The following is a 21,682-nucleotide window of genomic DNA, read 5'->3' as shown; positions in this document are numbered from 1 at the left end:
TGCGGCGTTCGCGAGACAGGTGAAAAGACCATGTCGGAGGCGCCGCGTGCGCCCGGCGCGTCCAGATCTCCGAGTGAGGAGAGCGGACGGCGTCGGAGGCCGCCGGGCGAGCAGTCGTGTTATGCGGCGCTCGATCTGGGGACCAATAACTGTCGCCTTCTGGTGGCGACGCCGTCTCCGCGCGGGTTCCGTGTCGTCGAGGCCTATTCCCGCATCGTGCGCCTGGGAGAGGGTCTGTCGCAGACCGGGCGACTATCTGACGCGGCCATGGACCGCTCGATGGCGGCCCTGAAGGTCTGCGCCGAGAAGATCCGCCGCCGCAAGGTGCTGCGTATAAAGGCCGTGGCCACGCAAGCCTGCCGGGGCGCCGACAATGGAGCCGAGTTCGTCCAGCGCGTGGCTGACGAGACCGGGCTGAAGCTGCAGATCATCACACCGCGCGAGGAAGCCCAGCTTTCAGTGGCCGGCTGCATGAGCCTGTTCGACCGCGACGCCGACGCGGCTCTGGTGGTCGATGTCGGCGGCGGCTCGACCGAGCTGTCCTGGGTCGACCTGAAGGGCGGCGGTCTCGACGCCAAGCCGCGGCAGTTCGCCGCCTGGAAGCTGCCGATCAAGGCCTGGCTGTCGATCCCGGTCGGCGTCGTGACCCTGGCCGAGCGCTTTCCCGAGGGCGAGCGGGCCGAGGAAGGCTGGTTCCGGGCCATGGTCGACGACGTCAAGGCGCGGATCGAGGCTTTCCCGCACGCCGAGCCGATGCGCGAGATGTTCGAGCAGGGCAGGGCCCATCTGGTCGGCACCTCTGGCGCGATCACCAGCCTGGCGGGCTTGCACCTGGGCCTCCAGCGCTACGACCGAAATGTCGTCGACGGCCTGTGGATGGATCGCACCGACTGCGAGGCCGCCGCCGACCGTCTGCTGGGCCTGACCGCCGCCGAGCGGGCCCAGGAGCCCTGTATAGGAGCCGATCGCGCCGACCTGGTCCTGGCGGGCGCTGCGATTCTTCAGGCCGTTCAGGAGCTTTGGCCGTGTTCGCGCGTGCGTGTCGCCGATCGAGGGCTTAGAGAGGGGCTTCTGATGTCCCTGATGTCCGATCAGCAGCGTCGCCCGCGTCGGCGACGCCGCGGCGGCGCGTCCAAGTCCAAACCGGTGTCCGAATGACCGACGAAGAACCCCCGCGCAAGCGCATGGTCAAGCCGCCCGCCGGCGGCACCGACGAAGGCCGCACCAAGCCCGCGCGCCTGAAGAAGACCTATGGCCGCACGCCCAGCCAGCAGGCCTGGCTGGAGCGGCAGATCAACGATCCGTTCTCGGCCAAGGCCCGCGCCATGGGCTATCGCAGCCGGGCGGCGTTCAAGATCAGCGAGATCGACGAGAAGTTCGGCTTCTTCAAGAAGGGCGCGCGGGTCATCGACCTGGGCTGCGCCCCAGGCGGCTGGCTGCAGGTCGCGGTGGAGCGCGGCGTGACCCAGCTGGTCGGCGTCGACCTGCTGCCGGTCGATCCCGTCGCCCCGGCCCACATCCTGGAGATGGACTTCACCGACGACGCCTGTCCACCCAAGCTGATCGAGCTCCTCGGCGGCGCGCCGGACGTGGTGCTGTCGGACATGGCCCCCAATACGGTCGGCCACCGCGAGACCGACCACCTGCGCATCGTCGGCCTGATCGAGATGGGCGCTGAGTTCGCCATCGAGGTGCTCAAGCCCGGCGGCGCCTTCGTGGCCAAGGCCTTTCAAGGCGGCGAGACCTCGGACGTCATCGCGCGGCTGAAGAAGCACTTCGACAAGGTGGTTCACTTCAAGCCCAAGGCCAGCCGGGCGGACAGCTCGGAGGTGTTCCTGGTGGCGACGGGGTTCCGAGGGCGGTAGGTCAGAACATCGAAGCGACGTCTTGGGCGCCATCCAGGATGCGAAGGACCTGCACGCCGGCTTCGTCCACGCGATAGCATATGAGGTATCGGCTGTATGGCGCACGCCTGACGCCTTTGTCTTCGCAGCCTTCAAGGAAGGCGTAGGCGCGCGGTCGCTCGCCGAGCGCCAAGCTGGCGGTGCGCAAGCCGCGAACCAGCTTGCGAGCCGCGTTTGGCCGTTCCGAAGCAACCCAATGGGCAATAGCTCTCAGGTCGCTGAGAGCAAGCGCGGTGAAGCGCGTCTTCATTCCTCGGCGAGGCCTTGAGGTCTGGCGAGCAGAAGCTCCAGTTCCGCTTCAACCGTGTCGAAGGCTTCTTCGAGTGAGACTGTGCGCCCCGCGTCCGCATCGGCAATGCCCGCGTTGATCGCGGCGTGGAGCGCCGCCAGCTTGGCTTCGCGTTCTTGAACGAGCCGCACGCCTTCCCTGAGCACTTCACTCTTCGATCCATATCGACCCTTTTCGATCAGGTCGCTGACGGTGGCTTCCAACTGCGGACCAAGATCAACACTTATCGCCATGACCCGATCTCCGAAAAATGAAACAATATCTATTATTGTTTCTTGATCGACAAGGCGGACCGGTCGCCACGCTCCGACAGACGGCGAAATTCATCCCCATTTATGCGGCGCGGCGGGTCGACACGGACCCCCTCCATAGGTATACGCGGCTCGCAAAATGGAGACTCCCATGGAGATTCGCGAAGGGCTCACCTTCGACGACGTTTTGCTCGAACCGGGTCCGTCCGACGTCATGCCGACGCAAGTGACGACCGAGACCAAGTTCACGCGTGAAATCAGTCTGAACATTCCGCTTGTGTCCGCCGCGATGGACACGGTGACCGAAAGCCGCCTCGCCATCGCCATGGCCCAGGCCGGCGGCATGGGCATCCTGCACCGCAATTTGACGGTCGACGAGCAGGCCGACCACGTGCGCGAAGTGAAGCGCTACGAAAGCGGCATGGTCATCAATCCGCTGACCATCAATCCCGACACCACCCTGGGCGAAATCCGCGAGATCACGGCCCGCCGCAAGATCTCGGGCTTCCCGGTGGTCGAGCGCGGTTCGGGCAAGCTGGTCGGCATCGTCACCAACCGCGACATGCGCTTCGAGGGCGACGAGAAGGTCCCGGCCTCGGCGATCATGACCCGCGAAAACCTGATCACGGTTTCGGAAGGCGTTGATCACCGCGAGGCGCGCGAGCTGCTGCGCAAGCACAAGATCGAGCGCCTGATCGTCGTCGACGACGCCTATCGCGCCGTCGGCCTGATCACCGTGAAGGATATCGAGAAGGCCCAGGCGCACCCCCTGGCCGCCAAGGACGACAAGGGCCGCCTGCTGGTCGGCGCGGCCTCGACCGTCGGCGACGCCGGCTTCGAGCGTTCGATGGGCCTGGTGGACGCCGGTGTCGACGTCGTCGTCATCGACACCGCCCACGGCCACTCCAGCCAGGTCGCGCAAGCGGTCTCGCGGCTGAAGCGCGAAGCCAACCGCGTCCAGATCGTCGCCGGCAACATCGCCACCTACGACGCCGCCCGCGCCCTGATCGACGCCGGCGCCGACGCGGTGAAGGTCGGCATCGGTCCCGGCTCGATCTGCACCACCCGCATCGTCGCGGGCGTGGGCGTGCCGCAGCTGACCGCGATCATGGAGGCCGTCCGCGCCGCCAAGGAAAGCGGCACCCCGGTCATCGCCGACGGCGGCATCAAGTATTCGGGCGACCTGGCGAAAGCCATCGCCGCCGGCGCCAGCACGGCCATGATGGGCTCGATGTTCGCCGGCACCGAAGAGGCTCCTGGCGAGGTGTTCCTGTACCAGGGCCGATCGTACAAGAGCTATCGTGGCATGGGCTCGGTGGGCGCCATGGCCCGCGGTTCGGCCGACCGGTACTTCCAGAAGGAAGTGACGGACAGCTTCAAGCTCGTGCCGGAAGGCATCGAGGGCCAGACGCCGTTCAAGGGCGCCATCGCCCCGGTGCTGCACCAGCTGGTCGGCGGCCTGCGCGCCGCCATGGGCTATGTCGGCGCGCCCACGATCGCCGAGTTCCAGGACCGCGCCCGCTTCGTGCGCATCACCGGCGCCGGCCTGCGCGAGAGCCACGTCCACGACGTGATGATCACGCGGGAAGCCCCCAACTATCCGAGCGCAGTCTAGGTCATGCGGATCGCCATCGAACTTCAGCTCCTCGCCGCCGCGGTCCTGATCGGACTGGTCCACCTGCTGTGGGCCGCCGCCGCCGCGCAACCGCAGCGGGGTCTGAAGTGGAATGTCGGCCCGCGCGACGAACCGGTGGTCCTGACGGGCATGGCGGGGCGCCTCGAACGCGCCTTCGCCAATTTCCGCGAGACCTTCCCCCTGTTCGCCGCCGCCGTGATCGTCGTCTACCTGTCGGGCCGGATCGGCTTTGTCTCGGCCCACGGCGCGCTGCTTTATGTCGTCGCGCGCCTGATCTACCTGCCGCTCTACGCGTTCGGCGTGCCGGTCGCGCGCAGCATCGTCTGGCTGCTGTCTCTCATCGGCATCGGGATGGTCCTCGCGGCCATGGTGGTCTGAGACCATGCGGGACGGAGGACGGGTTTCAGCAGCGATCGAGGTTCTGGCCGAGATCGAGGCGCGGCATTTTCCGGTGAAGATGGCGCTCAAGCGCTGGGGCGAGACCGCGCGCTACGCCGGCTCCAAGGACCGGGCGTTCGTCTCGGGCCTGGTGCTGGACGCCCTGCGCCGCAAGCGCTCGCTAGGCTTTTCGATGGGCGACGCCAGCCCGCGCGGCGTGGTGATCGGCGTCCTGGCCCAGGTCTGGAACTGGACGCCCGAGCGCATCGCCGAGGCCGCCGCCGAGGAGCACGGGTTCGGCGCGCTCAGCCAGCCTGAACTCGACCGACTGTCCGCTCCGTTCGACCTCGCCGACGCCCCCGCGCCGGTGGCCGGCGACTATCCCGACTGGCTGGAGCCGTTCCTGGCTCGCGCTTTCGGTGACGGCGTTCGCGACGAGATGGCGGCCCTGTCGCAGCGCGCGCCGGTCGACCTGCGGATCAACACCATCAAGACCGACGCCGAGCGCGGGGCCAAGGCCGTCGCGCTGATCGGCGCCGCACCCGCCGGCGTGCTCGACACCGCCTTCCGCATTCCTGCCCCCGAAGCGGCCGATCGCACGCCTTCGGTGGAAGCGGTCCCGGCCTTCTCCAAGGGCTGGTTCGAGGTGCAGGACCTGGGCTCGCAGATCGCCGCGGCCGTGGCCGGCGAGATCAAGGGCAAGCAGGTGCTGGACTTCTGCGCCGGCGGTGGCGGCAAGACCCTCGCGCTCGCCGCCGCGATGAACAACAGCGGCCAGATCTTCGCCCACGACAGCGACGCCCGCCGCCTGGCCGACACCATCCGGCGCGGCCAGAGGGCAGGGGTCCGCAACCTGCAGATCCGCTCGCCGATCGAGGCCGAGCCGCTGAAGGGCCTGGAAGCCAAGCTGGACCTGGTGTTCGTCGACGCGCCCTGCACGGGCTCGGGCACCTGGCGCCGGCACCCGGACGCCAAGTGGCGGCTGTCGCCCGACCAGCTGGCCAAGCGCCAGATCGAGCAGGACAGCGTGCTGATCGACGCCGCCGACTTCGTGAAGCCGGGCGGTCGGCTCGTCTTCGTGACCTGCTCGCTGCTGGTGGAGGAGAACGAGGACCGCGTCGCCGCCTTCCTGGCGCGCCGTTCCGACTTCGCCGTCAAGCCGATCGCCTTCGAGGCCATAGCCGAACACGTCAGCGCCCAGGGCTACCTGCGCCTGACCCCGCACACCGCTGGCACGGACGGCTTCTTCGCCGCCGTGCTGGAACGAACCTAACAACCCTTCTCCCCTTGCGGGAGAAGGTGGCCGCGTAGCGGTCGGATGAGGGGTTTCACGGCGCTCGACTAGTCGCCGACCGTCCGACACAGACGCGACCCCTCATCCGTCAGCCTGCGGCTGACACCTTCTCCCGCAAGGGGAGAAGGAAAGCTATTCGAACGCTGGAGACCCATCGCCATGACCGCCCCCGCCCATCACCAGCGCGTCCTGATCGTCGATTTCGGCAGCCAGGTCACCCAGCTGATCGCCCGCCGGGTGCGCGAGGCGGGCGTCTATTGCGAGATTCATCCGTTCGACAAGGCCGAGGCCATCGTCGACGACTACGCCCCCTCGGCGATCATCCTGTCGGGCGGCCCGGCCAGCGTGCTGGAGGCCGACAGCCCCCGCATCGGTCTGAAGCTCTTCGACCTGGGCGTGCCGATGCTGTGCGTCTGCTATGGCGAGCAGCTGCTGTGCGACGTGCTGGGCGGCAAGGTCGAGGGCGGCCACGCCGGCGAGTTCGGCCGCGCCGAACTGACCATCGGCAAGCAGAGCCCGCTGTTCGAAGGCCTGGCCGGCGTCGGCGAGCTGGAAACCGTGTGGATGAGCCACGGCGACCGCGTCACCGCCATTCCGGACGGCTTCGAGGTGATCGGCACCTCGACCGGCGCGCCCTTCGCCGCCATCGCCAACGACGCCCGCAAGATCTACGGCGTGCAGTTCCACCCCGAGGTGATGCACACGGTCAACGGGGCCAGGATCTATCGCAACTTCCTGTTCAACATCGCCGGCCTGAAGGGCGACTGGACCATGGCGGCCTTCCGCCAGGAGATGGTCGAGAAGATTCGCGCCCAGGTCGGGACCGGCAAGGTGATCTGCGGCCTGTCGGGCGGCGTCGACAGCTCGGTGGCCGCCGTGCTGATCCACGAAGCCATCGGCGACCAGCTGACCTGCGTGTTCGTCGACACCGGCCTGCTGCGCAAGAACGAGGCCGACCAGGTCGTGACCCTGTTCCGCGATCACTACAATATTCCGCTGGTCCACGTGGACGCCGGCGAAGAGTTCCTGGGCGCCCTGGCCGGGGTCAGCGATCCGGAAACCAAGCGCAAGATCATCGGCGGCAAGTTCATCGACATCTTCGATCGGGAGGCCGCCAAGATCGACGGCGCTGACTTCCTGGCCCAAGGCACGCTTTATCCGGACGTGGTCGAGAGCGTGTCGGCCCGCGGCGGTCCGTCGGCGGTGATCAAGAGCCACCACAATGTCGGGGGCCTGCCGGACTTCATGAAGCTGAAGCTGGTCGAGCCGCTGCGCGAGCTCTTCAAGGACGAGGTCCGCGCCCTCGGCGTCGAGCTGGGCCTCGCCCCGGCCTTCGTCGGCCGCCACCCGTTCCCCGGCCCGGGCCTGGCCATTCGCATCCCCGGCGACATCACCCCCGACAAGGTCAAGGTCCTGCAGGACGCCGATGCGATCTATCTCGAGGAGATCCGCAACGCCGGCCTCTATGACAAGATCTGGCAGGCCTTCGCCGTGCTGCTGCCCGTCAAGACCGTCGGCGTCATGGGCGACGCCCGCACCTACGAAAACGTCCTGGCCCTGCGCGCGGTGACCTCGACCGACGGCATGACCGCCGACTTCTTCGAATTCCCGTGGGACGTCCTGGGCAAGACGGCCACGAGAATCATCAATGAAGTCAGAGGGGTTAACCGGGTCGTCTACGACGTGACCAGCAAGCCGCCGGGCACGATCGAGTGGGAGTAGGGGCGGTATAGCCCCGCCCTCGCCGGCGGCGGCCGCCGGCGGTCAGTCCAGTGCGGTCAGCGACTGAACCGGCGCGCCCGGGCCCTCAAAGACCAGGGTTCTGGTCGGCCCGCCGCGGCGAATGTTCACCTGGTTCACCTGGTCTGGATAGATGTCGGCGAACATGACGGCCTTGATGTCGATCCCGCCAAGCACGTCAGGCGGGGGAACTCGGCCCGCATAGACGATCCGGACCTCGTCCGCGCCGAGCGTGATGTCCTTCAGGACGAGATCGACGTCCGTGTCCTTCACCGTCACGGCGAAATGGGCGCCGACATAGGCCGTCAGCGCCTTGACCGCATCCGGATCATCCAGGCTGGATTGAGCGTCCGGCGCGATCTCGGCCAGGGCGGGCTCGGCGTCGTGGGTCTGGAACCGGTGGGTGACGGTGACGACGCCCGTGCGGGCGTCGATCTCGACGACGCTCAGGGCGCCGTGACCGCGATGGGCGGCGGCTGGAACGGGCGAGAGCAGGGCTCCCGCCGCCAGACCGGCCAGCAACGCCCGCCGGGCGCGGTCGATCACTTGTCGGCCTTCTTGGTCTCGTCAGCCTTCTTTTCGGCATTGGGCAGGGTCGACAGGCCGCCGGGCTCGATCTTCAGGTCGGCGTCCTTCATCCGGTTGGCGGCTTCGGGCGGTTTGGAGAACTTCAGCGTCGTGGGCGTGATCGCGCCGGCATAGACGTTGTTGCCGCGATTGGCGTCGGCGGTCTCCCACTGCGGATCCAGCTCGGCGCCCTTGACCTGCTTGGGCGAGACGTACTGCCAGGTCACGGTCTTGGCGTTCTTGCGCCAGATCTCGGCTGGAATGCGGATCGTCTCGGTCGTGCCGTCGGTGTAGTCCAGCTTCAGGATCACCGGCATCACCAGCCCGCCCTGATTGCTGAAGGTGAAGCGGTAGAAGTTGTCCTTCACCGCCTGGGCCTCGACCTCCTCCGGCGTCAGGTCCTCGCGCGCCGACTTGGCCTTCTTCTTGGCGCTCTCGGTGACCAGGAACTCGTCGGTTTCGGTGTAGAAGTCGCGGGTCTTGGGGTCGCGCTCGACCACCGTCTGGCCCTTGTTGCGGCTGGCGGTCAAGGACGCGGGTTCCTTGTCGCGCTCGCCGCGGCGCGTGGCGGCTTCCAGCTCCGGATCGCCGGTGTCGAGGCGGCCTTGCACCACCTTGTCCAGCGAAATGTCGACGTGGTCGGTCGAGTAGAACCAGCCGCGCCAGAACCAGTCCAGGTCAATGCCGGACGACTCTTCCATGGTGCGGAAGAAGTCGTACGGGGTGGGGTGCTTGAAGCGCCAGCGGTTGGCGTATTCCTTGAAGGCTCGGTCGAACAATTCGCGGCCCATGACGGTCTCGCGCAGGATCACCAGGGCGGTCGCGGGCTTGGCGTAGCCGTTGGCTCCGAACTGCAGCAGCGAATCCGACTGGGTCATCAGCGGCACCTGGTCCTGGCTGACCATGTACTCGACGATGTCCTTGGGCTCGCCGCGACGCGAGGGGAACTTGGCGTCCCACTGCTTCTCGGCCTGGAATTCCAGGAAGGTGTTGATGCCTTCGTCCATCCACGTCCACTGGCGCTCGTCGGAATTGACGATCATTGGGAAGTAGTTGTGGCCGACCTCGTGAATGACCACCCCGATCAGGCCGTTCTTGGCGCGGTCGGTGTAGGTCAGGGCGCCGGTCTTCTTGTCCTTGACCGGACGGCCGCCGTTGAAGGCGACCATCGGATATTCCATGCCGCCTTGCGGACCGTTGATCGACTGGGCGACGGGGTAGGGATAGGCGAAGGTGAAGTCCGAATAGACCTTCAGGGTGTGGGCGATCGACTTGGTCGAATAGGCGTCCCACAGGGGGCGGGCTTCCTTGGGGAAGAACGACATGGCCATGACCAGCGGATGCTCGGCCTTCGGATCGGCCTGCTTCACGCCCATGGCGTCCCAGATGAACTTGCGCGAGCTGGCCCAGCCGAAGTCGCGGACGTTCCTGGCCTTGAAGATCCAGGTCTTCTCGGTGGTGGCCTTGTTCTTCTCGGCGGCGGCGGCCTCCTCCGGCGTGACCACATAGACCGGCTCGCTGGCGGTGCGGGCCTTGGCCAGGCGCTCGCGCTGCGCGGGGCTCAGCACGGCGGCGGCGTTCTGCAGCTCGCCGGTGGCCGAGACCACGTGGTCGGACGGCACGGTCAGGGCGACGTTGTAGTCGCCGAACTCCAGGGTGAACTCACCGCCGCTGAGGAAGCTCTTGTTGTGCCAGCCCTCGTAGTCCGAATAGACGGCCAGGCGCGGGAACCACTGGGCGATTTCGAAGATGCAGTTGCCGTCTTCGTCCTTGGCGGTGAAGCACTCATAGCCGCTGCGTCCGCCGATGATCTTGGTCTCGATCACCGGAAACGACCATTCGATGGTCAGCTTGGTCTCGCCGCCGTTGGCCCGAACGTCCTGCGGCAGGTCGACCCGCAGCATGGTGTCGACGATGGTGAACTTCAGCGGCCGGCCCTGGGCGTCCTTGACCGACTTGATGGTCATGCCGCCTTCCCAGGTCTGGAAGCGCTTGGCGCGGCGCACCTGGCTGAGCCCGATGGTGTCGCCCGACACGGTCTCGGTCATGTGGCTGATCGAGTCGCGCTTGAAGTCGTTCTGGTCGAGCATCAGCCAGAGGTAGGGCAGGTCGTCGGGCGAGTTGTTGCGATAGGTGATCGCCGCCTTGCCGGTGATCGTGCTGGTCGCCTCGTCCAGCCGGGTCGAGATGTCGTAGTCGACCTTCTGCTGCCAATAGCGATAGCCCGGCGCGCCGGCGGCGTTGCGATAGTCGGTGGGCGAGGGCCAGTCTTCGCCTTCCAGCTGGCGGAACTTGTCCTCGAACGGAGCCTTGGTCTGACGAATGGCGTCGGCGTGGGCCGCCGTGAAACTCAGGGCCGCGGCGATGACGCCGGCCACGGCATAGCGAACTGAACTCTTCTTCAAGACCAAACTCCCCCGAACCAGGACGCGGACAATATCCAAACGCTAGCGATTGGCGAGAGGCGTAGTCGAAACGACCCCGTTTTTCGCCGAGCGCTCATAAATCGACCTTCAGCCCGATGCGGAACGTGCGCGGTTCGACGGGATGGAAGTGGATGTCCTCGACACCCGCGGCCGTCTCGCCTTTTAAGCGGGAGGCGTAGAGATAGGCGATGTCGTCGCGCCGGCTGGCCGTCAGGTTCAGGCCTTCCACCGTGATGGCCAGGCGCTCGAAACGCCGGGTCAGCAAGCCGTTGATCATGGCCGTGGGCCGCGAGCGCACCGAATTGTCCTCGACCAACGGGGCGGCGCCCAGGCGGCGATAGGTCAGGGCGAGGGTCGTGGTCTCGCCGACCGCCCAGCTGGCGCCGGCCGTCAGCACCGAGCCGACGGCGTTGGGGATGCGATCGCCGCCCGTCGGCTCGCCGGAAAAACGGGCCCGGGTTCCGGCATAGGCGGCCGTCAGGTTCAGCCGCGCGGTGGGACGCCAGTCGACCAGGGTCTCGACCCCGATCCGTCGCGTGGCGCCGCTGGCTTCGGTGAAGCCCGCGTCGCCGACATAGACCAGCTCCGACGCGACATTCAGCGCCCACAGCGCAGTGGTCAGGGTCACGCCATGGCCGCTCCAGCGCGCGCCCAGCTCCGCGCCCGTCGTCGGCGACAGCAGCGGCGCGCGATCGACCGCCGCTCCGCCGACCGGGTCGATCCGGATCGTCGCGCCCCGCGCATCATTGGAGTGGAAGCCTCGTCCGGCGTCGGCATAGAGCTCGAAGGTCTTGGACACGCGCCAGGCCAGGGTCAGCTTGGGGCTCAGCAGGGCGTCGTCGACGCGGCCCGCGTTGCGCGGATCGCCGGCCGAGACCGTCGCGCCCATCAGGTCGCCGCGCAGGCCCAGGGTGGCGTCGACCGGGCCGATGCGCCGCGAGGCCTCGCCCCAGACCGCCGCCGACCATTCCACGACCGCGTCGCGTCGCACGGTCTCGCGCCGCACGCGGGCGGTGGTGCGATAGAGGCCGACTTCGCCGATGTCGTCGACCCGGCCCGAGGCGCCGCTGCGCAGGGTCCAGCCGCCGGGCCTTGCGGCCCAGCGCTTTGTCAGCGAGCCGCCATAGACCCAGCGGTCGTCGACCTGCTCGAACTGGTCGCCATTCACCGGGTCATCGAGGAAGTAGGTGAAGTTTGACCACAGGTTCAGCCTGTAGCGCTGGACATAGACCACCGTATCCAGCCCGCGCAGCAGGTCGCGTCGGCGGGCCGAGGCGATGTAGCGGGTGGTGGTTCCGCCGTCTGTGGCGTCGACCGCGTCCAGGCGGCCCAGAGCGCCGCTCTGCACGGCGCGTCGGGGGATCTGGTCGGTGGCGTTCCAGCGGGCGTCGTAGGCGAGGGCGGTGATCGACCAGCCGCCGAGCACCATGCGGCCCAGCAGATTGATCTTCCGCAGGTCCTCGTCCGTCGTCCAGGGACCGCGCTGGGCGGTGATGTCGGCCGCGACGATGGCGTCCTCGTTCAGGTTCTTGGCGCCCAGCGCGCGATAGGTTTGATTCTGGCCGAGCCAGGCTTGCAGGCTTTCGCCGTGCAGATGGTCGGCGGTCTCGAACGCCACCGCGCCGGCCGTCGCGAAGTCGCCGTTCTCGGCCGCGTAGGGGCCTTTTCTGAAGGCGATGTCGTGGACGAATTCCGGCGTCAGCAGGTTCAGGTCGAGATAGCCCTGGCCGTGGCCATGCGAGGGCAGGTTCAGCGGCACGCCGTCCAGCGAGGCGGCGAGATCGGTGCCGTGGTCCAGGTTGAAGCCGCGCAGGAAGTACTGGTTGGCCTTGCCCGCCCCCGAATGCTGAGTGGCCGCCAGGCCCGGCACGGCCTCGATCAGTTCGCCGGGACGCAGCAGGGGCCGCACGGCGAAGTCGCTATAGGCCACGCGACCCTCGCTGGCCGAGGCGGCGTGGCCCAGGTCGTTGGTCCGCCGGCCCCAGACCGAGACGGCCTCGACCTCCTGCGCGCTCGCGATCCCGGCCACGGCCAGGAGGACGGCCGCCCACGGTGCGGCCGCGCCGCATCCACACTTAAATCCCATCGACGCGGCTGTCCCCGACCTGGCTCAAGCGCCTATAGTCGCCCTCGGTCTAAGCCTTGGCCAATGCGCTGGCCGTCTTGCCGTCATACTGGCCGCCGAAGCTCGCCTTCAGGTGGGCCATGATCATCCCGACGTTGGCGCCGGGGTTCTGGGCCCGGAAGTCGTCGATGGCCTCGCGCAGTTCCGATTCCGTCATTTGCTTCGGACCATACGAGGACAGGATCGCCAGTTCGGTTTCAGCCGCCTTCGTCCGCTCGTCCACCTTCGACGCATCGCCGCCGGCTTCGATCAAGCGCGCGCGTTCGGTCGCGAGGTTTTCCAGCGTCAGCTTCGTGTTCTTCAAGAACTTCGCGACGGTTGCGACGACCTTTTCGTCAGTGACTTCCGTCACGCCGCGCTTGAACTCTTCGGTCGTGATCTGCGTCGCCTCGCCGATCAGCGTGGTGAGCACGTCGGCTTTCAGACGATCGCCCAGCTTGCGCGCCGCGAGTTGGTCCGCTTTGAGCTCGTCGAGCAAAGCCATGTCGTCGTCCTTTCAGTTCACTCAATTCGATAGCTGTAGTGCATGGTGACCGCAGCTCTTCAAGAGCCCGGGCAAGGCATAAGTCACGGGGCGTCAGCCGGGCCAAATCACCGCCCCGTTAGCGCAACGATCTCCTATATCCCGGATAGGGCGGAGGCACCTGACTGAACGCATCTTGCCGCCAGCCCTCTCGCATGACGACTCTTCCCGCCGGCTCTCCACAACCCTAGTGTGCAGCGTGCGCCCATGGCTTGTGGGCGGGGTGGGGGTGTTCATGCGTGAAACTGTGCGGGCGGGCCTGACGGCCGGTCTCCTGAAGATCCTGCTCCTCGCGGGCGCTGTCCTGGCGGTCTCGACGCCGGCCTGGGCGCAGGCGGGGGCGCCGACAGCTGGCGCCGCCTCGACCGGCGAGCGGTTGTCGGACGCGGCCATTCGCCAGCTGCTGGTCCAGCGTATCGATGTCGACAGGCAAGCCGTCGGCATGGTGGTCGGGGTGATCGACGCCAAGGGGCGGCGGGTGATCGGCTATGGCGTCCGCGATCAGAAGGATCCGCGCCCTGTCGACGGCCAGACCCTGTTCGAGATCGGCTCGGTGACCAAGGCCTTCACGGGCCTGTTGCTGGCCGACATGGTCCGGCGCGGCGAGGTCAGTCTCGACGATCCCGTCGCTCGCTATCTGCCGCCCGGCGTCACGGCGCCCGAGCGGAACGGCAAGGCCATCACGCTGATCGACCTGGCCACGCACACCTCCGGCCTGCCGCGCCTGCCGGACAACATGGCGATGACCGATCCCAAGAACCCCTATGCCGACTATACCGAGGCCCAGCTCGACGACTTCCTGCGGCGCTATGCGCTGACCCGCGATATCGGCGCGACCTATGAGTATTCCAACTTGGGGGTCGGTCTCCTGGGACGCGCCCTGGCCCGTCGCGCGGGCGGCGGCTACGAAACGGTGCTGCGCCAGCGGGTGCTGGCTCCGCTGGGCCTCTCCAGCACCGCGATCACCCTCACGCCGGCCCTGTCCGGGCGCTTTTCGGCGGGTCATGACGCGGCTCTGACCGAGACCACGCACTGGGATTTGCCGACCCTAGCCGGAGCGGGCGGATTGCGCTCCTCCGCCGACGATCTCCTGACCCTGCTGGCCGCCGAGCTCGGCTATGTCGACACCCCGTTGAAGGGAGCGATGGCCGACCAGCTGACGCCGCGCCGGCCGGCCGGCGGCTCCGTGCAGGTGGCGCTGGGCTGGCATGTCGGCCAAGGTCCCAATGGCGAGATCGTCAGCCACGGCGGCGGCACGATGGGCTTTCTGACCTTCGTCGGCTTCGATCCCGAGGCCAGGCTGGGCGTCGTCGTGCTGAGCAACGCCGCCGGCCCGATGGGTGTCGACGACCTGGGCCTGCACCTGCTGATCGGAACGCCGCTGAAGGCCGCGCCCAAGGTGCGCCAGGCCAAGACCCTGGCGCCGGCGACGCTCGACGGCCTGACGGGCCGTTATGGTCTGGCTCCCGGCGCCGTGCTGACCATCACGCGCGACGGCGAGCGGATGTTCGCCCAGTTGAGCGGCCAGCCCCGCATCGAGATCTTCGCCGAGGGGCCGACCGACTTTTTCGCCAGGATCGTCGACGCGCAACTGACCTTCGCCGTCGACGCCGCCGGCCGGGCCACCGCACTGACTTTGCATCAGAACGGCCAGCACACGCCCGGACCCCGGTTGGCCGAAGACGCGGAGCCGCCAGCACCGTCGCCGTCCAAGGTGGCGGCCCTGTCCGCGGCGGCGCTGGACGCCTTGGCGGGGCGCTACGCCCTGGCGCCCCAGATGATCATGACGGTGACGCGGCAGGGCGATCGGCTCTTCGCCCAGCTGACCGGTCAGCCGATCTTCGAGATCTTCCCGCAAAGCCCGACGGAGGTGGTCTGGACCGTGGTCCCGGCCAGCGCCACCTTCGTGCTTGGCCCCGACGGCCAGGCGATCAGCCTGGTGCTGCATCAGAACGGCCGAGACCTGCCGGCGTCGCGCCTGCCTCAAGCGCCCAGATAGGCCGCGGCCAGGGCTGGGTCGTCGGCGATGCGGTTCGCGGGGCCTTGGGCGAGAATTTCGCCGTCGCCCAGGACGTAGGCGCGGTCCGAGATGGCCAGGGCCAGGCCGGCCATCTGGTCGACGATCAGCAGGGTCATGTCGCTGTCGCGCAGGGCGTGGAAGGCCTCGAAGATCTCGGCGATGATCTTGGGCGCGAGGCCCAGCGAGGGTTCGTCCAGCAGCAGCACCTTGGGCTGGCTCATCAGGGCGCGGGCCAGGGCCAGCATCTGCTGCTCGCCGCCCGACAGCAGGCCGGCCCGCTGGTGCAGGCGCTCGGCCAGACGCGGGAAGCGTTGCAGCATCTGGTCGAGGCGGGCGTCGAGGTCGCGGCGGTCGAGGAAGGCGCCCAGGCGGATGTTGTCGGCGACGGTCAGTTCGGGGAACACCTGGCGGCCTTCGGGGACCAGGACCACGCCCTTGCGGACCCGCTCGTGCGGGGCGAGACCGTTGAGCAGGGCGCCTTCGAAGGCCACCTCGCCCTCCGTCGCGCCGTGGAGGCCGGCGATGACGCGCATCAAGGTCGACTTGCCCGCGCCGTTGGCGCCCAGCAGGGCGACGGCCTCGCCCTGGCGGACCTCGATCTCGATTCCCTTGAGCACCGGGGCCGCGCCATAGCCGGCGGTCAGGTTGACCACCCGCAGGGCGTCCAGGCGGCTGACGGTGCGCGGCGGCGAAACGGCGACGGCGGAGGGGGCGACACCCAGATAGGCTTCGCGAACCTTGGGATCGTCCTGGATATGGCGGGGCGTTCCTGATGCGATCTGGGTTCCGGCGTTCAGCACCACGACGGTGTCGGAGACGCCCATGACCAGGCTCATGTCGTGCTCGATCAGGCCCACCCCGACGCCGGCCGTCGCGATGGCCTTCAGCAGGTCGCCCAGCTGGCGCTTGTCCTCGCGCGACAGGCCGGCGGCGGGCTCGTCCAGCAGCAGCACGTCCGGATCGGTGGCCAGGGCGCGGGCGATCTCGACCAGGCGGCGGTCGACATGGGCCAGGTCGCCGGCCGGAATGGCCGGGTCGCCGGCATAGCCGCAGGCGCGCAGCAGGGCGCGGGCGCGGCGGCGGTCGTCTTGCGAGGCGTCGGCGCCCAGCACGCCGCCCAGACGGCCTTTGCGCAGGGCGATCAGGACGTTGTCCTCGACGCTCATGCCCTCGAAGACCTGGGAGGTCTGGTAGGAGCGGGCGACGCCGCGCCGGGCGACCTTGAAGGCTTCACCGACGGGCAGGGGTGTTTCGCCCAGCAGGCGGCGGCCCTCGGTGGGGCGATAGAAGCCGCTCAGCAGGTTCATCACCGTCGACTTGCCCGCGCCGTTGGGGCCGATCAGGGCGGTGATACGGCCGGGCGGCAGCTCGAAGCTGGCGTCGTTGACGGCGCGCACGCCGCCGAAGGCCATGCTCAGCTTTTCGGCGCGCAGGGCCTGGCGAGGACGGACGCCCAGCACCGCGCCAAGCGAGGCGGCCGCGTCGTCGGCGTCGGGCGTGGTGGCGGCCTTGGCGGTCTCGCCCCACAGGCCGACCAGGCCGTTGGGCGCCATCCACAGCACCACCAGCAGCAGGGCGCCGAACACCAGTATGCGGTAGGCCTCGAGCGACGACAGCAGTTCGGGCAACAGGCCGACGACGATGGCGCCGACCACCGGGCCGAGGTTCGAGCGGGCTCCGCCCAGGGCGATGACCAGCACGAACAGGATCGACTGGGTCAGGTTGAAGGTCTGGGGCGTGACGAAGCCGGCCATCGGCGCGAAGAGGCCGCCGGCCAGCCCCGCCAGCACGGCCGAGGCGGCAAAGGCCACGGTGCGTACGACGGTGGCGTTGAGACCGATCGAGGCGGCGGCGACCTCGGAATCGCGCACGGCCCGCAGGGCCTGGCCCCAGGCGTTCTTCGACAGGCGCGCATAGAGGATCAGCGACACCGCGGCGGTCAGCACGGCCAGCATCGACAGGCTCTTGGCGTCCAGCGCGAGCGGGCCCAGGCGCGGGGTCGGAATGTCGAGGATGCCGCTCTGCCCGCCGGTCAGGTCGGCCAGTTCGACCAGGCCGTTCTCGACGATCAGGCCGAAGGCGATCGTCACCATCGCCAGATAGGGGCCCTTCAGTCGCAGGGCGGGTATGGCCAGCACTGCGCCGACGGCGCCGGCGATCAGCGCGCCCAGAGGCCAGGCGATCCAGAAGCTGACGCCCAGGCGGGTGGTCAGGATCGCCACCGCATAGGCGCCCAGGGCGTAGAGCCCGGCATGTCCGAACGACATCTGGCCGGCCAGGCCGATCAGCACGTTCAGGCCGACGCCGACGATGGTCAGCAGGGCGATCTGGCCCAGCACGAAGGCATAGTAGCTGTTGACCGATCCAACCAGGATCATGGCTGCGCCGGCCAGGACAAGGGTCCAGACGGTCGACATTGCGATCAGCGGTCGGCTGGCCGTCGGCGTCGCGGGGAGGGTCATGCTCATACCTTCCGCACCTGGGCCTTGCCCAACAGGCCGTCGGGACGCAGGGCCAGCGCCACGATCACCAGGCTGAAGGTCAGGATCTGGGTGTAGCCCGAGCCGAGGCCGGCGCTGATCAGCGACTCGCTGACCCCGAACAGTATGCCGGCGACCATCACGCCCCACGGATTGCGCAGTCCGCCCAGGATGGCGACGGCGAAGGCCTTCAGCCCCAGAACCACGCCCATGTCGGACTGGATGTTGAACAGCGGCGCGATCATCACGCCGGCGACGCCAGCCAGGGCCGACGAGGCGGCGAAGGCGGCGGCGATCATCGCCTTGACCGGAATGCCCATCAGGCTGGCGGCGTCGCGGTTCTGGGCGACGGCCAGCAGGGCCGTGCCCCACAGCGTCTTGCGGCTGGCCAGGTGCAGGAGCCCGGCGGTGGCCAGGCCGACGACCGGGATCAGCAGATGCAGCGGATAGACGCCGAGACTCAAGGTTCCAAGCGCGACCGGAGCCTGGGTCAGCATCGAGGTCAGGCTGCGCGGCTCGGTGCCGAACAGGAACATGGTGGCGTTGTCGGTCACCAGGCCCAGCGCGACGGTGGCCATCAGCCAGGCGTCGGACTTGCGGTCCAGGAACGGCCGCACCGCCAGGCGCTCGACCAGCAGGCCATAGACGGCGCACAACGCGATCGCCGCCGGCAGGGCCAGGGCGGTCGGCCAGCCCAGGGTGCGCTCCAGGGTGAAGGTCAGCACCGCGCCCAGCATGGCGCTGGAGCCCTGGGCGAAGTTCAGGGCGCCGCACACCGAATAAGTGATGTGGAAGCCCAAGGCGATCAGGCCGTACATGCTGCCCAGGGCCAGGCCGCTGATCAGGGGCGACAGCAGGTCCATGGCCTAGCCGCGCGGCGTCTGAGCGGCGGGCACGATGTGATCGCCTTCGAACTGGGCCCAGACATAGTCGGTCTCGACCAGGGCGTCGTGGCGGCCGTCGGCGAACGGCTTGGCGTAGCGCTTGATCAGGCCGTCATAGGAGTCGATGTCGGCGAAGCCTCGGCGGACGGCGTCGCCGTCGGTCGAGCCGGCCTTGGCGATGGCCAGGGCGGCCAGGTGCAGGGCGTCGTAGGCGTTGGCCACCCCGACCGCTGGCGTGACGTCGGCGGCTGACTTGATGTCGGGGTACTTGGCCTTCAGCGCCGCCATCACCCGCGTCTGCGCCGGCGTCGCCGGGCCCGAGAAGCTGTAGGTCTGGATGAACTTCACCCGCGAGGCGTTGGGGCCGGCCAGTTCGCCGAAACGGCCGCCGGCCGGGCCCCAGTGCGAGACCACCGGAACGTCCCAGCCCATGCGGTCCAGAGACTTCACCACCTGCGCCGACGGGCCGACCGTGCCGACGAGCATCAGCACATCGGCGCCTTGGGCGCGCAGGCGGCCCAGCTGCGGGGTGACGTCGACGTCGGAGACCTCGAACTTCTCCGATCCGGCCAGCGGCGAGCCGACGGCGGCGAGGGCGGCCTTCAGGCCCTTCTCGTTGGACTGGCCCCAGGGGTTGTTCAGCAGGATCAGGCCCGGCTTCTTGGCGGCGAAGGTCGAGCGGGCATAGGCGACCATGGCCTTGTCGACTTCCTCGTCGACGGCCGAGACCCGGAACACGAAGTTGGGATTGGTTTCGTTGTGGGTGATCGCCGTGCCGGCGGCCCACGGCACCATGAACGGGACCTTGGCCTCGGTGGCGATCGGCACGATGGCGCGGGCGACGGGCGTGTCGAGGCCGCCGAACAGGATGGCGACCTTGTCCTTGTAGATCAGTTCGCGGGCGGCGGTGACGCCCTTGGCCGGATTGCTCTCATCGTCGCGGCGGACCAGCTCCAGCTTGCGGCCGCCCAGCAGGCCGCCGGCGGCGTTGACCTCGTCGATGGCCACGGTCAGGCCCCGGGTGATGGCTTCGCCCGAGCGGGCCGACTGGCCGGAGAGGGCGGTGACCAGGCCGATCTTGATCGGATCCGAGCCGCCGCCCTTCTTGAGCGCGACGGCCGCGCCGGCGACGACGGCCAGCGCGCCAGCGCCGATGATCAGTTGGCGGCGGGAGGGTTGCGACACGGGCGTCACCTCTTGAAGCAAGGAGCACAGGCGCCTTTTGGCGACGTGCGGTGAGGCTAGCTAAGCGCGGGTGTCGGGAAGATCGATCGTAAAATCGTCGACGATCTGAAATAAAAGAAGTCGACAGTTGTGGTGTGCAGAAAGTCGACAAAACCGATTGCAAGTTTGCTCGCTATCGCGGCATTCTGCGTCTAACGGAGCCGGCGAGGGCGGTTCCGCGCTTGCGTCACCGGCGACGCAACGTCCTTACAACCTCAGTCTTCATTTTCGGCGCCCGACATGACCAAGCAACCCGCAATCGCCGCTTCGAAACCGCGCGGCAAGGCCAAGCGCGGTCCGGCCAAGACCGACATGGGCGGCATCGCGCCGGTCGATGCGGGTTCGGACGTCGAGCAGCGAATCTACCAGTCGGTGTTCGACGGCGTGCTGAACCAGCGCCTGCCGCCCGGCACCAAGCTGCCCGAGCCGGCCCTGTGCGCGCTGTTCGGCGTCAGTCGGGCGGTGGTGCGCAAGGTGCTGCAGCGGCTGGAGCACGACCACATCATCGAGTTGCGCCCCAACCGCGGCGCCGTGATCGCCGCGCCGACGCCGGAAGAGACCCGCAAGATCTTCGAGGCCCGCCGGGCCCTGGAAGCGGCGCTGGTCGAACTGGCCGTGCAGCGCCACAGCGGCAAGGACATCGACGAGCTGAACGCCCTGCTGCGCCAGGAGGAAGAGGCCATGGCCAACGCCTATCAGCCGGCCTGGGCCCAGACGGCGCGCAACTTCCACCTGCGCGTGGCGGCCCTGGGCGGCAACCCGATCCTGCTGGCCTACCTGACCGAACTGATCTCGCGTTGCTCGCTGATCGTCGCCCTCTACGAGCCCGCCGGCAACGCCGCCTGCGAGCACGAGGAGCATTGCGACATCGTCGACGCCATCTCCAAGGGCGACGCGCCGCGGGCCGTGGCGGCGATGAATTCTCACCTGGTCGGGCTCGAGGACCGCATCTGCCTGGAGCGGCCGTCCTCGGTGAAGACCCTGGCCCAGATGCTCAGCCTGGCGTGACCCTCTTGGACCGGACGGCTTCCATGCACGTCGATTTCGCGGCGCTGACCGCCTATCAACGCTACAAGTTGATGGCCAGCCTGATCGTGCCCCGGCCGATCGCCCTGGTGACGACGGTCAACGCCGACGGCGTCGTCAACGCCGCGCCCTTCAGCATGTTCAACATGCTAGGCGAGGATCCGCCCCTGGTGATGATCAGCGTCAACATGCTGGCCTCGGGCGCGCTGAAGGACACCGCCGCCAACATCACCGCCTCGGGGCAGTTCGTGGTCCACCTGACCGACGAGGCCATGGCCGCCAAGATGCACGCCTGCGGCGCGGCCATTCCCTCGCATCAGAGCGAACTGGACATGGCCGGCCTGACCGCCGCGCCGTCGTTCGAGGTGGTCCCGCCGCGCATCGTCGAGGCGCCCGTCGCCTTCGAGTGCTCGCTGTGGGAGACCATCCGCACCGACAGCCGGCTGATCTTCTTCGGCAAGGTGCTGCACCTGCACGCCCGCGAGGGTCTGGTGGACAGCCAGACCTGGCGGGTCAGCCTGCAGGACTATTTCCCGGTCGGGCGTTTCGGGGCCAGCTTCTACGTCACCACGCGCGACCGCTTCTCGCTGGAAGGCGGCGCCGCCCAGGTGCGCGAGACCGAGATCGACGAGATCTGAGCGGCCTCCCGTCGACGCTCAAATCGTCGACGATCTTGTTTCAGAGCGACGGCCTTCGGCCCAACAATCCTCCGCGAACGGCCGAAATTGCTCCAACCGCATGCACCGCCTCCAGGCATTCCGCTAAAATTTCCGGCAAAGCATAACGTCGACACATGAATATCAAATCGTCGACGATTTAGTTTTAGATCATCGACGAAACCTCTGGCTCCCTTGGCTCGTCCCTGGCGTGGGCGGTCGGCCAAGTCGATCCGGCGCGAGGGCGACGGCCGCGTGG

General features: G+C 68.2%; 18 protein-coding genes. 9 read left to right on the top strand and 9 right to left on the bottom strand.

The window, feature by feature from the left end; genetic code table 11:
- Window positions 1-30: 30 nt before the first annotated feature.
- Both AC1RUS_RS08680 and AC1RUS_RS08675 read left to right on the top strand, forming a co-directional pair.
- Window positions 31-1,158, top strand: coding sequence for a Ppx/GppA phosphatase family protein (locus AC1RUS_RS08680; protein WP_492915023.1), 1,128 nt, complete (start codon window positions 31-33; stop codon window positions 1,156-1,158).
- Window positions 1,155-1,865 (top strand): RlmE family RNA methyltransferase, encoded by a 711-nt coding sequence (locus AC1RUS_RS08675; RefSeq protein ID WP_492915021.1) that lies wholly within the window; start codon window positions 1,155-1,157, stop codon window positions 1,863-1,865. Before AC1RUS_RS08680 ends, AC1RUS_RS08675 begins: the two co-directional genes overlap by 4 nt.
- A gap of 1 nt (window position 1,866) precedes the next feature.
- On the opposite strand, the gene AC1RUS_RS08670 is transcribed toward AC1RUS_RS08675, so the two are convergent.
- The gene (locus AC1RUS_RS08670; RefSeq protein ID WP_492915019.1) at window positions 1,867-2,154 is read right to left on the bottom strand and encodes a type II toxin-antitoxin system RelE/ParE family toxin; all 288 of its coding nucleotides are present in this window, start codon (window positions 2,152-2,154) and stop codon (window positions 1,867-1,869) included.
- The gene (locus AC1RUS_RS08665; RefSeq protein ID WP_492915017.1) at window positions 2,151-2,426 is read right to left on the bottom strand and encodes a type II toxin-antitoxin system ParD family antitoxin; all 276 of its coding nucleotides are present in this window, start codon (window positions 2,424-2,426) and stop codon (window positions 2,151-2,153) included. The genes AC1RUS_RS08670 and AC1RUS_RS08665 overlap by 4 nt, the downstream gene beginning before the upstream one ends.
- Window positions 2,427-2,595: 169 nt before the next feature.
- Between AC1RUS_RS08665 and guaB the strand changes: the two genes are divergently transcribed.
- From guaB to guaA, 4 genes are all read left to right on the top strand, one after another.
- On the top strand, window positions 2,596-4,059 hold the full coding sequence (gene guaB, locus AC1RUS_RS08660; protein ID WP_492915015.1) for an IMP dehydrogenase: 1,464 nt from the start codon (window positions 2,596-2,598) through the stop codon (window positions 4,057-4,059).
- A gap of 3 nt (window positions 4,060-4,062) precedes the next feature.
- Window positions 4,063-4,458, top strand: coding sequence for an MAPEG family protein (locus tag AC1RUS_RS08655; protein WP_492915013.1), 396 nt, complete (start codon window positions 4,063-4,065; stop codon window positions 4,456-4,458).
- 4 nt (window positions 4,459-4,462) lie between these two features.
- On the top strand, window positions 4,463-5,731 hold the full coding sequence (locus tag AC1RUS_RS08650; protein WP_492915011.1) for an RsmB/NOP family class I SAM-dependent RNA methyltransferase: 1,269 nt from the start codon (window positions 4,463-4,465) through the stop codon (window positions 5,729-5,731).
- Between the two features lie 180 nt (window positions 5,732-5,911).
- Entirely contained in the window at window positions 5,912-7,474 is a 1,563-nt protein-coding gene (gene guaA, locus AC1RUS_RS08645; protein ID WP_492915009.1) for a glutamine-hydrolyzing GMP synthase, read from the top strand.
- A gap of 42 nt (window positions 7,475-7,516) precedes the next feature.
- On the opposite strand, the gene AC1RUS_RS08640 is transcribed toward guaA, so the two are convergent.
- The 4 genes from AC1RUS_RS08640 to AC1RUS_RS08625 all read right to left on the bottom strand — a co-directional run bounded on the left by AC1RUS_RS08640 (window position 7,517) and on the right by AC1RUS_RS08625 (window position 13,094).
- Window positions 7,517-8,038, bottom strand: coding sequence for a DUF6702 family protein (locus AC1RUS_RS08640; RefSeq protein ID WP_492915007.1), 522 nt, complete (start codon window positions 8,036-8,038; stop codon window positions 7,517-7,519).
- The gene (locus AC1RUS_RS08635) at window positions 8,035-10,470 is read right to left on the bottom strand and encodes a M1 family metallopeptidase (protein ID WP_492915006.1); all 2,436 of its coding nucleotides are present in this window, start codon (window positions 10,468-10,470) and stop codon (window positions 8,035-8,037) included. The genes AC1RUS_RS08640 and AC1RUS_RS08635 overlap by 4 nt, the downstream gene beginning before the upstream one ends.
- An 88-nt stretch (window positions 10,471-10,558) precedes the next feature.
- Window positions 10,559-12,571, bottom strand: coding sequence for a TonB-dependent receptor (locus tag AC1RUS_RS08630; protein ID WP_492915004.1), 2,013 nt, complete (start codon window positions 12,569-12,571; stop codon window positions 10,559-10,561).
- Between the two features lie 49 nt (window positions 12,572-12,620).
- Complete coding sequence (locus AC1RUS_RS08625; protein WP_492915003.1) at window positions 12,621-13,094, bottom strand: GatB/YqeY domain-containing protein; 474 nt, start codon at window positions 13,092-13,094, stop codon at window positions 12,621-12,623.
- A 274-nt stretch (window positions 13,095-13,368) separates the two neighbouring features.
- Between AC1RUS_RS08625 and AC1RUS_RS08620 the strand changes: the two genes are divergently transcribed.
- A complete protein-coding gene (locus AC1RUS_RS08620; protein WP_492915001.1) occupies window positions 13,369-15,132 on the top strand; it encodes a serine hydrolase in 1,764 nt (587 codons plus the stop codon).
- Here the strand turns inward: AC1RUS_RS08620 and AC1RUS_RS08615 are convergent.
- The 3 genes from AC1RUS_RS08615 to AC1RUS_RS08605 are packed head-to-tail and all read right to left on the bottom strand — an operon-like array spanning window position 15,117 to window position 19,702.
- Window positions 15,117-17,615, bottom strand: a complete 2,499-nt coding sequence (locus AC1RUS_RS08615) for a branched-chain amino acid ABC transporter ATP-binding protein/permease (RefSeq protein ID WP_492914999.1) — start codon at window positions 17,613-17,615, stop codon at window positions 15,117-15,119. The two genes, AC1RUS_RS08620 and AC1RUS_RS08615, sit on opposite strands and share 16 nt — an antisense overlap.
- Window positions 17,616-17,617: 2 nt before the next feature.
- Window positions 17,618-18,496: a branched-chain amino acid ABC transporter permease gene (locus AC1RUS_RS08610; RefSeq protein WP_492914996.1), complete on the bottom strand. Its 879-nt coding sequence runs from the start codon at window positions 18,494-18,496 to the stop codon at window positions 17,618-17,620.
- Between the two features lie 3 nt (window positions 18,497-18,499).
- Window positions 18,500-19,702, bottom strand: coding sequence for an ABC transporter substrate-binding protein (locus tag AC1RUS_RS08605; RefSeq protein WP_492914994.1), 1,203 nt, complete (start codon window positions 19,700-19,702; stop codon window positions 18,500-18,502).
- 279 nt (window positions 19,703-19,981) lie between these two features.
- Between AC1RUS_RS08605 and AC1RUS_RS08600 the strand changes: the two genes are divergently transcribed.
- Window positions 19,982-20,749 carry a GntR family transcriptional regulator gene (locus AC1RUS_RS08600; protein WP_492914992.1) on the top strand — a complete coding sequence of 256 codons (768 nt, stop codon included), beginning with the start codon at window positions 19,982-19,984 and terminating at the stop codon, window positions 20,747-20,749.
- 23 nt (window positions 20,750-20,772) lie between these two features.
- A complete protein-coding gene (locus AC1RUS_RS08595) occupies window positions 20,773-21,405 on the top strand; it encodes a flavin reductase family protein (RefSeq protein WP_492914990.1) in 633 nt (210 codons plus the stop codon).
- Window positions 21,406-21,682 lie beyond the last annotated feature (277 nt).

This window comes from Caulobacter sp. GW821-FHT10F06, from assembly GCF_058809215.1.
The sequence above is the reverse complement of the archived record's forward strand: the minus strand, read 5'-3'. Positions and strand labels throughout refer to the sequence as shown.

Excerpts from the sequence above, each read along its gene's own strand:
- AC1RUS_RS08680 (WP_492915023.1), top strand. The coding sequence starts at position 31 with ATGTCGGAGGCGCCGCGTGCGCCCGGCGCGTCCAGATCTCCGAGTGAG.
- AC1RUS_RS08675 (WP_492915021.1), top strand. The coding sequence starts at position 1,155 with ATGACCGACGAAGAACCCCCGCGCAAGCGCATGGTCAAGCCGCCCGCC.
- AC1RUS_RS08670 (WP_492915019.1), bottom strand. The coding sequence starts at position 2,154 with ATGAAGACGCGCTTCACCGCGCTTGCTCTCAGCGACCTGAGAGCTATT.
- AC1RUS_RS08665 (WP_492915017.1), bottom strand. The coding sequence starts at position 2,426 with ATGGCGATAAGTGTTGATCTTGGTCCGCAGTTGGAAGCCACCGTCAGC.
- guaB (WP_492915015.1), top strand. The coding sequence starts at position 2,596 with ATGGAGATTCGCGAAGGGCTCACCTTCGACGACGTTTTGCTCGAACCG.
- AC1RUS_RS08655 (WP_492915013.1), top strand. The coding sequence starts at position 4,063 with ATGCGGATCGCCATCGAACTTCAGCTCCTCGCCGCCGCGGTCCTGATC.
- AC1RUS_RS08650 (WP_492915011.1), top strand. The coding sequence starts at position 4,463 with ATGCGGGACGGAGGACGGGTTTCAGCAGCGATCGAGGTTCTGGCCGAG.
- guaA (WP_492915009.1), top strand. The coding sequence starts at position 5,912 with ATGACCGCCCCCGCCCATCACCAGCGCGTCCTGATCGTCGATTTCGGC.
- AC1RUS_RS08630 (WP_492915004.1), bottom strand. The coding sequence starts at position 12,571 with ATGGGATTTAAGTGTGGATGCGGCGCGGCCGCACCGTGGGCGGCCGTC.
- AC1RUS_RS08625 (WP_492915003.1), bottom strand. The coding sequence starts at position 13,094 with ATGGCTTTGCTCGACGAGCTCAAAGCGGACCAACTCGCGGCGCGCAAG.
- AC1RUS_RS08620 (WP_492915001.1), top strand. The coding sequence starts at position 13,369 with ATGCGTGAAACTGTGCGGGCGGGCCTGACGGCCGGTCTCCTGAAGATC.
- AC1RUS_RS08615 (WP_492914999.1), bottom strand. The coding sequence starts at position 17,615 with ATGACCCTCCCCGCGACGCCGACGGCCAGCCGACCGCTGATCGCAATG.
- AC1RUS_RS08610 (WP_492914996.1), bottom strand. The coding sequence starts at position 18,496 with ATGGACCTGCTGTCGCCCCTGATCAGCGGCCTGGCCCTGGGCAGCATG.
- AC1RUS_RS08600 (WP_492914992.1), top strand. The coding sequence starts at position 19,982 with ATGACCAAGCAACCCGCAATCGCCGCTTCGAAACCGCGCGGCAAGGCC.
- AC1RUS_RS08595 (WP_492914990.1), top strand. The coding sequence starts at position 20,773 with ATGCACGTCGATTTCGCGGCGCTGACCGCCTATCAACGCTACAAGTTG.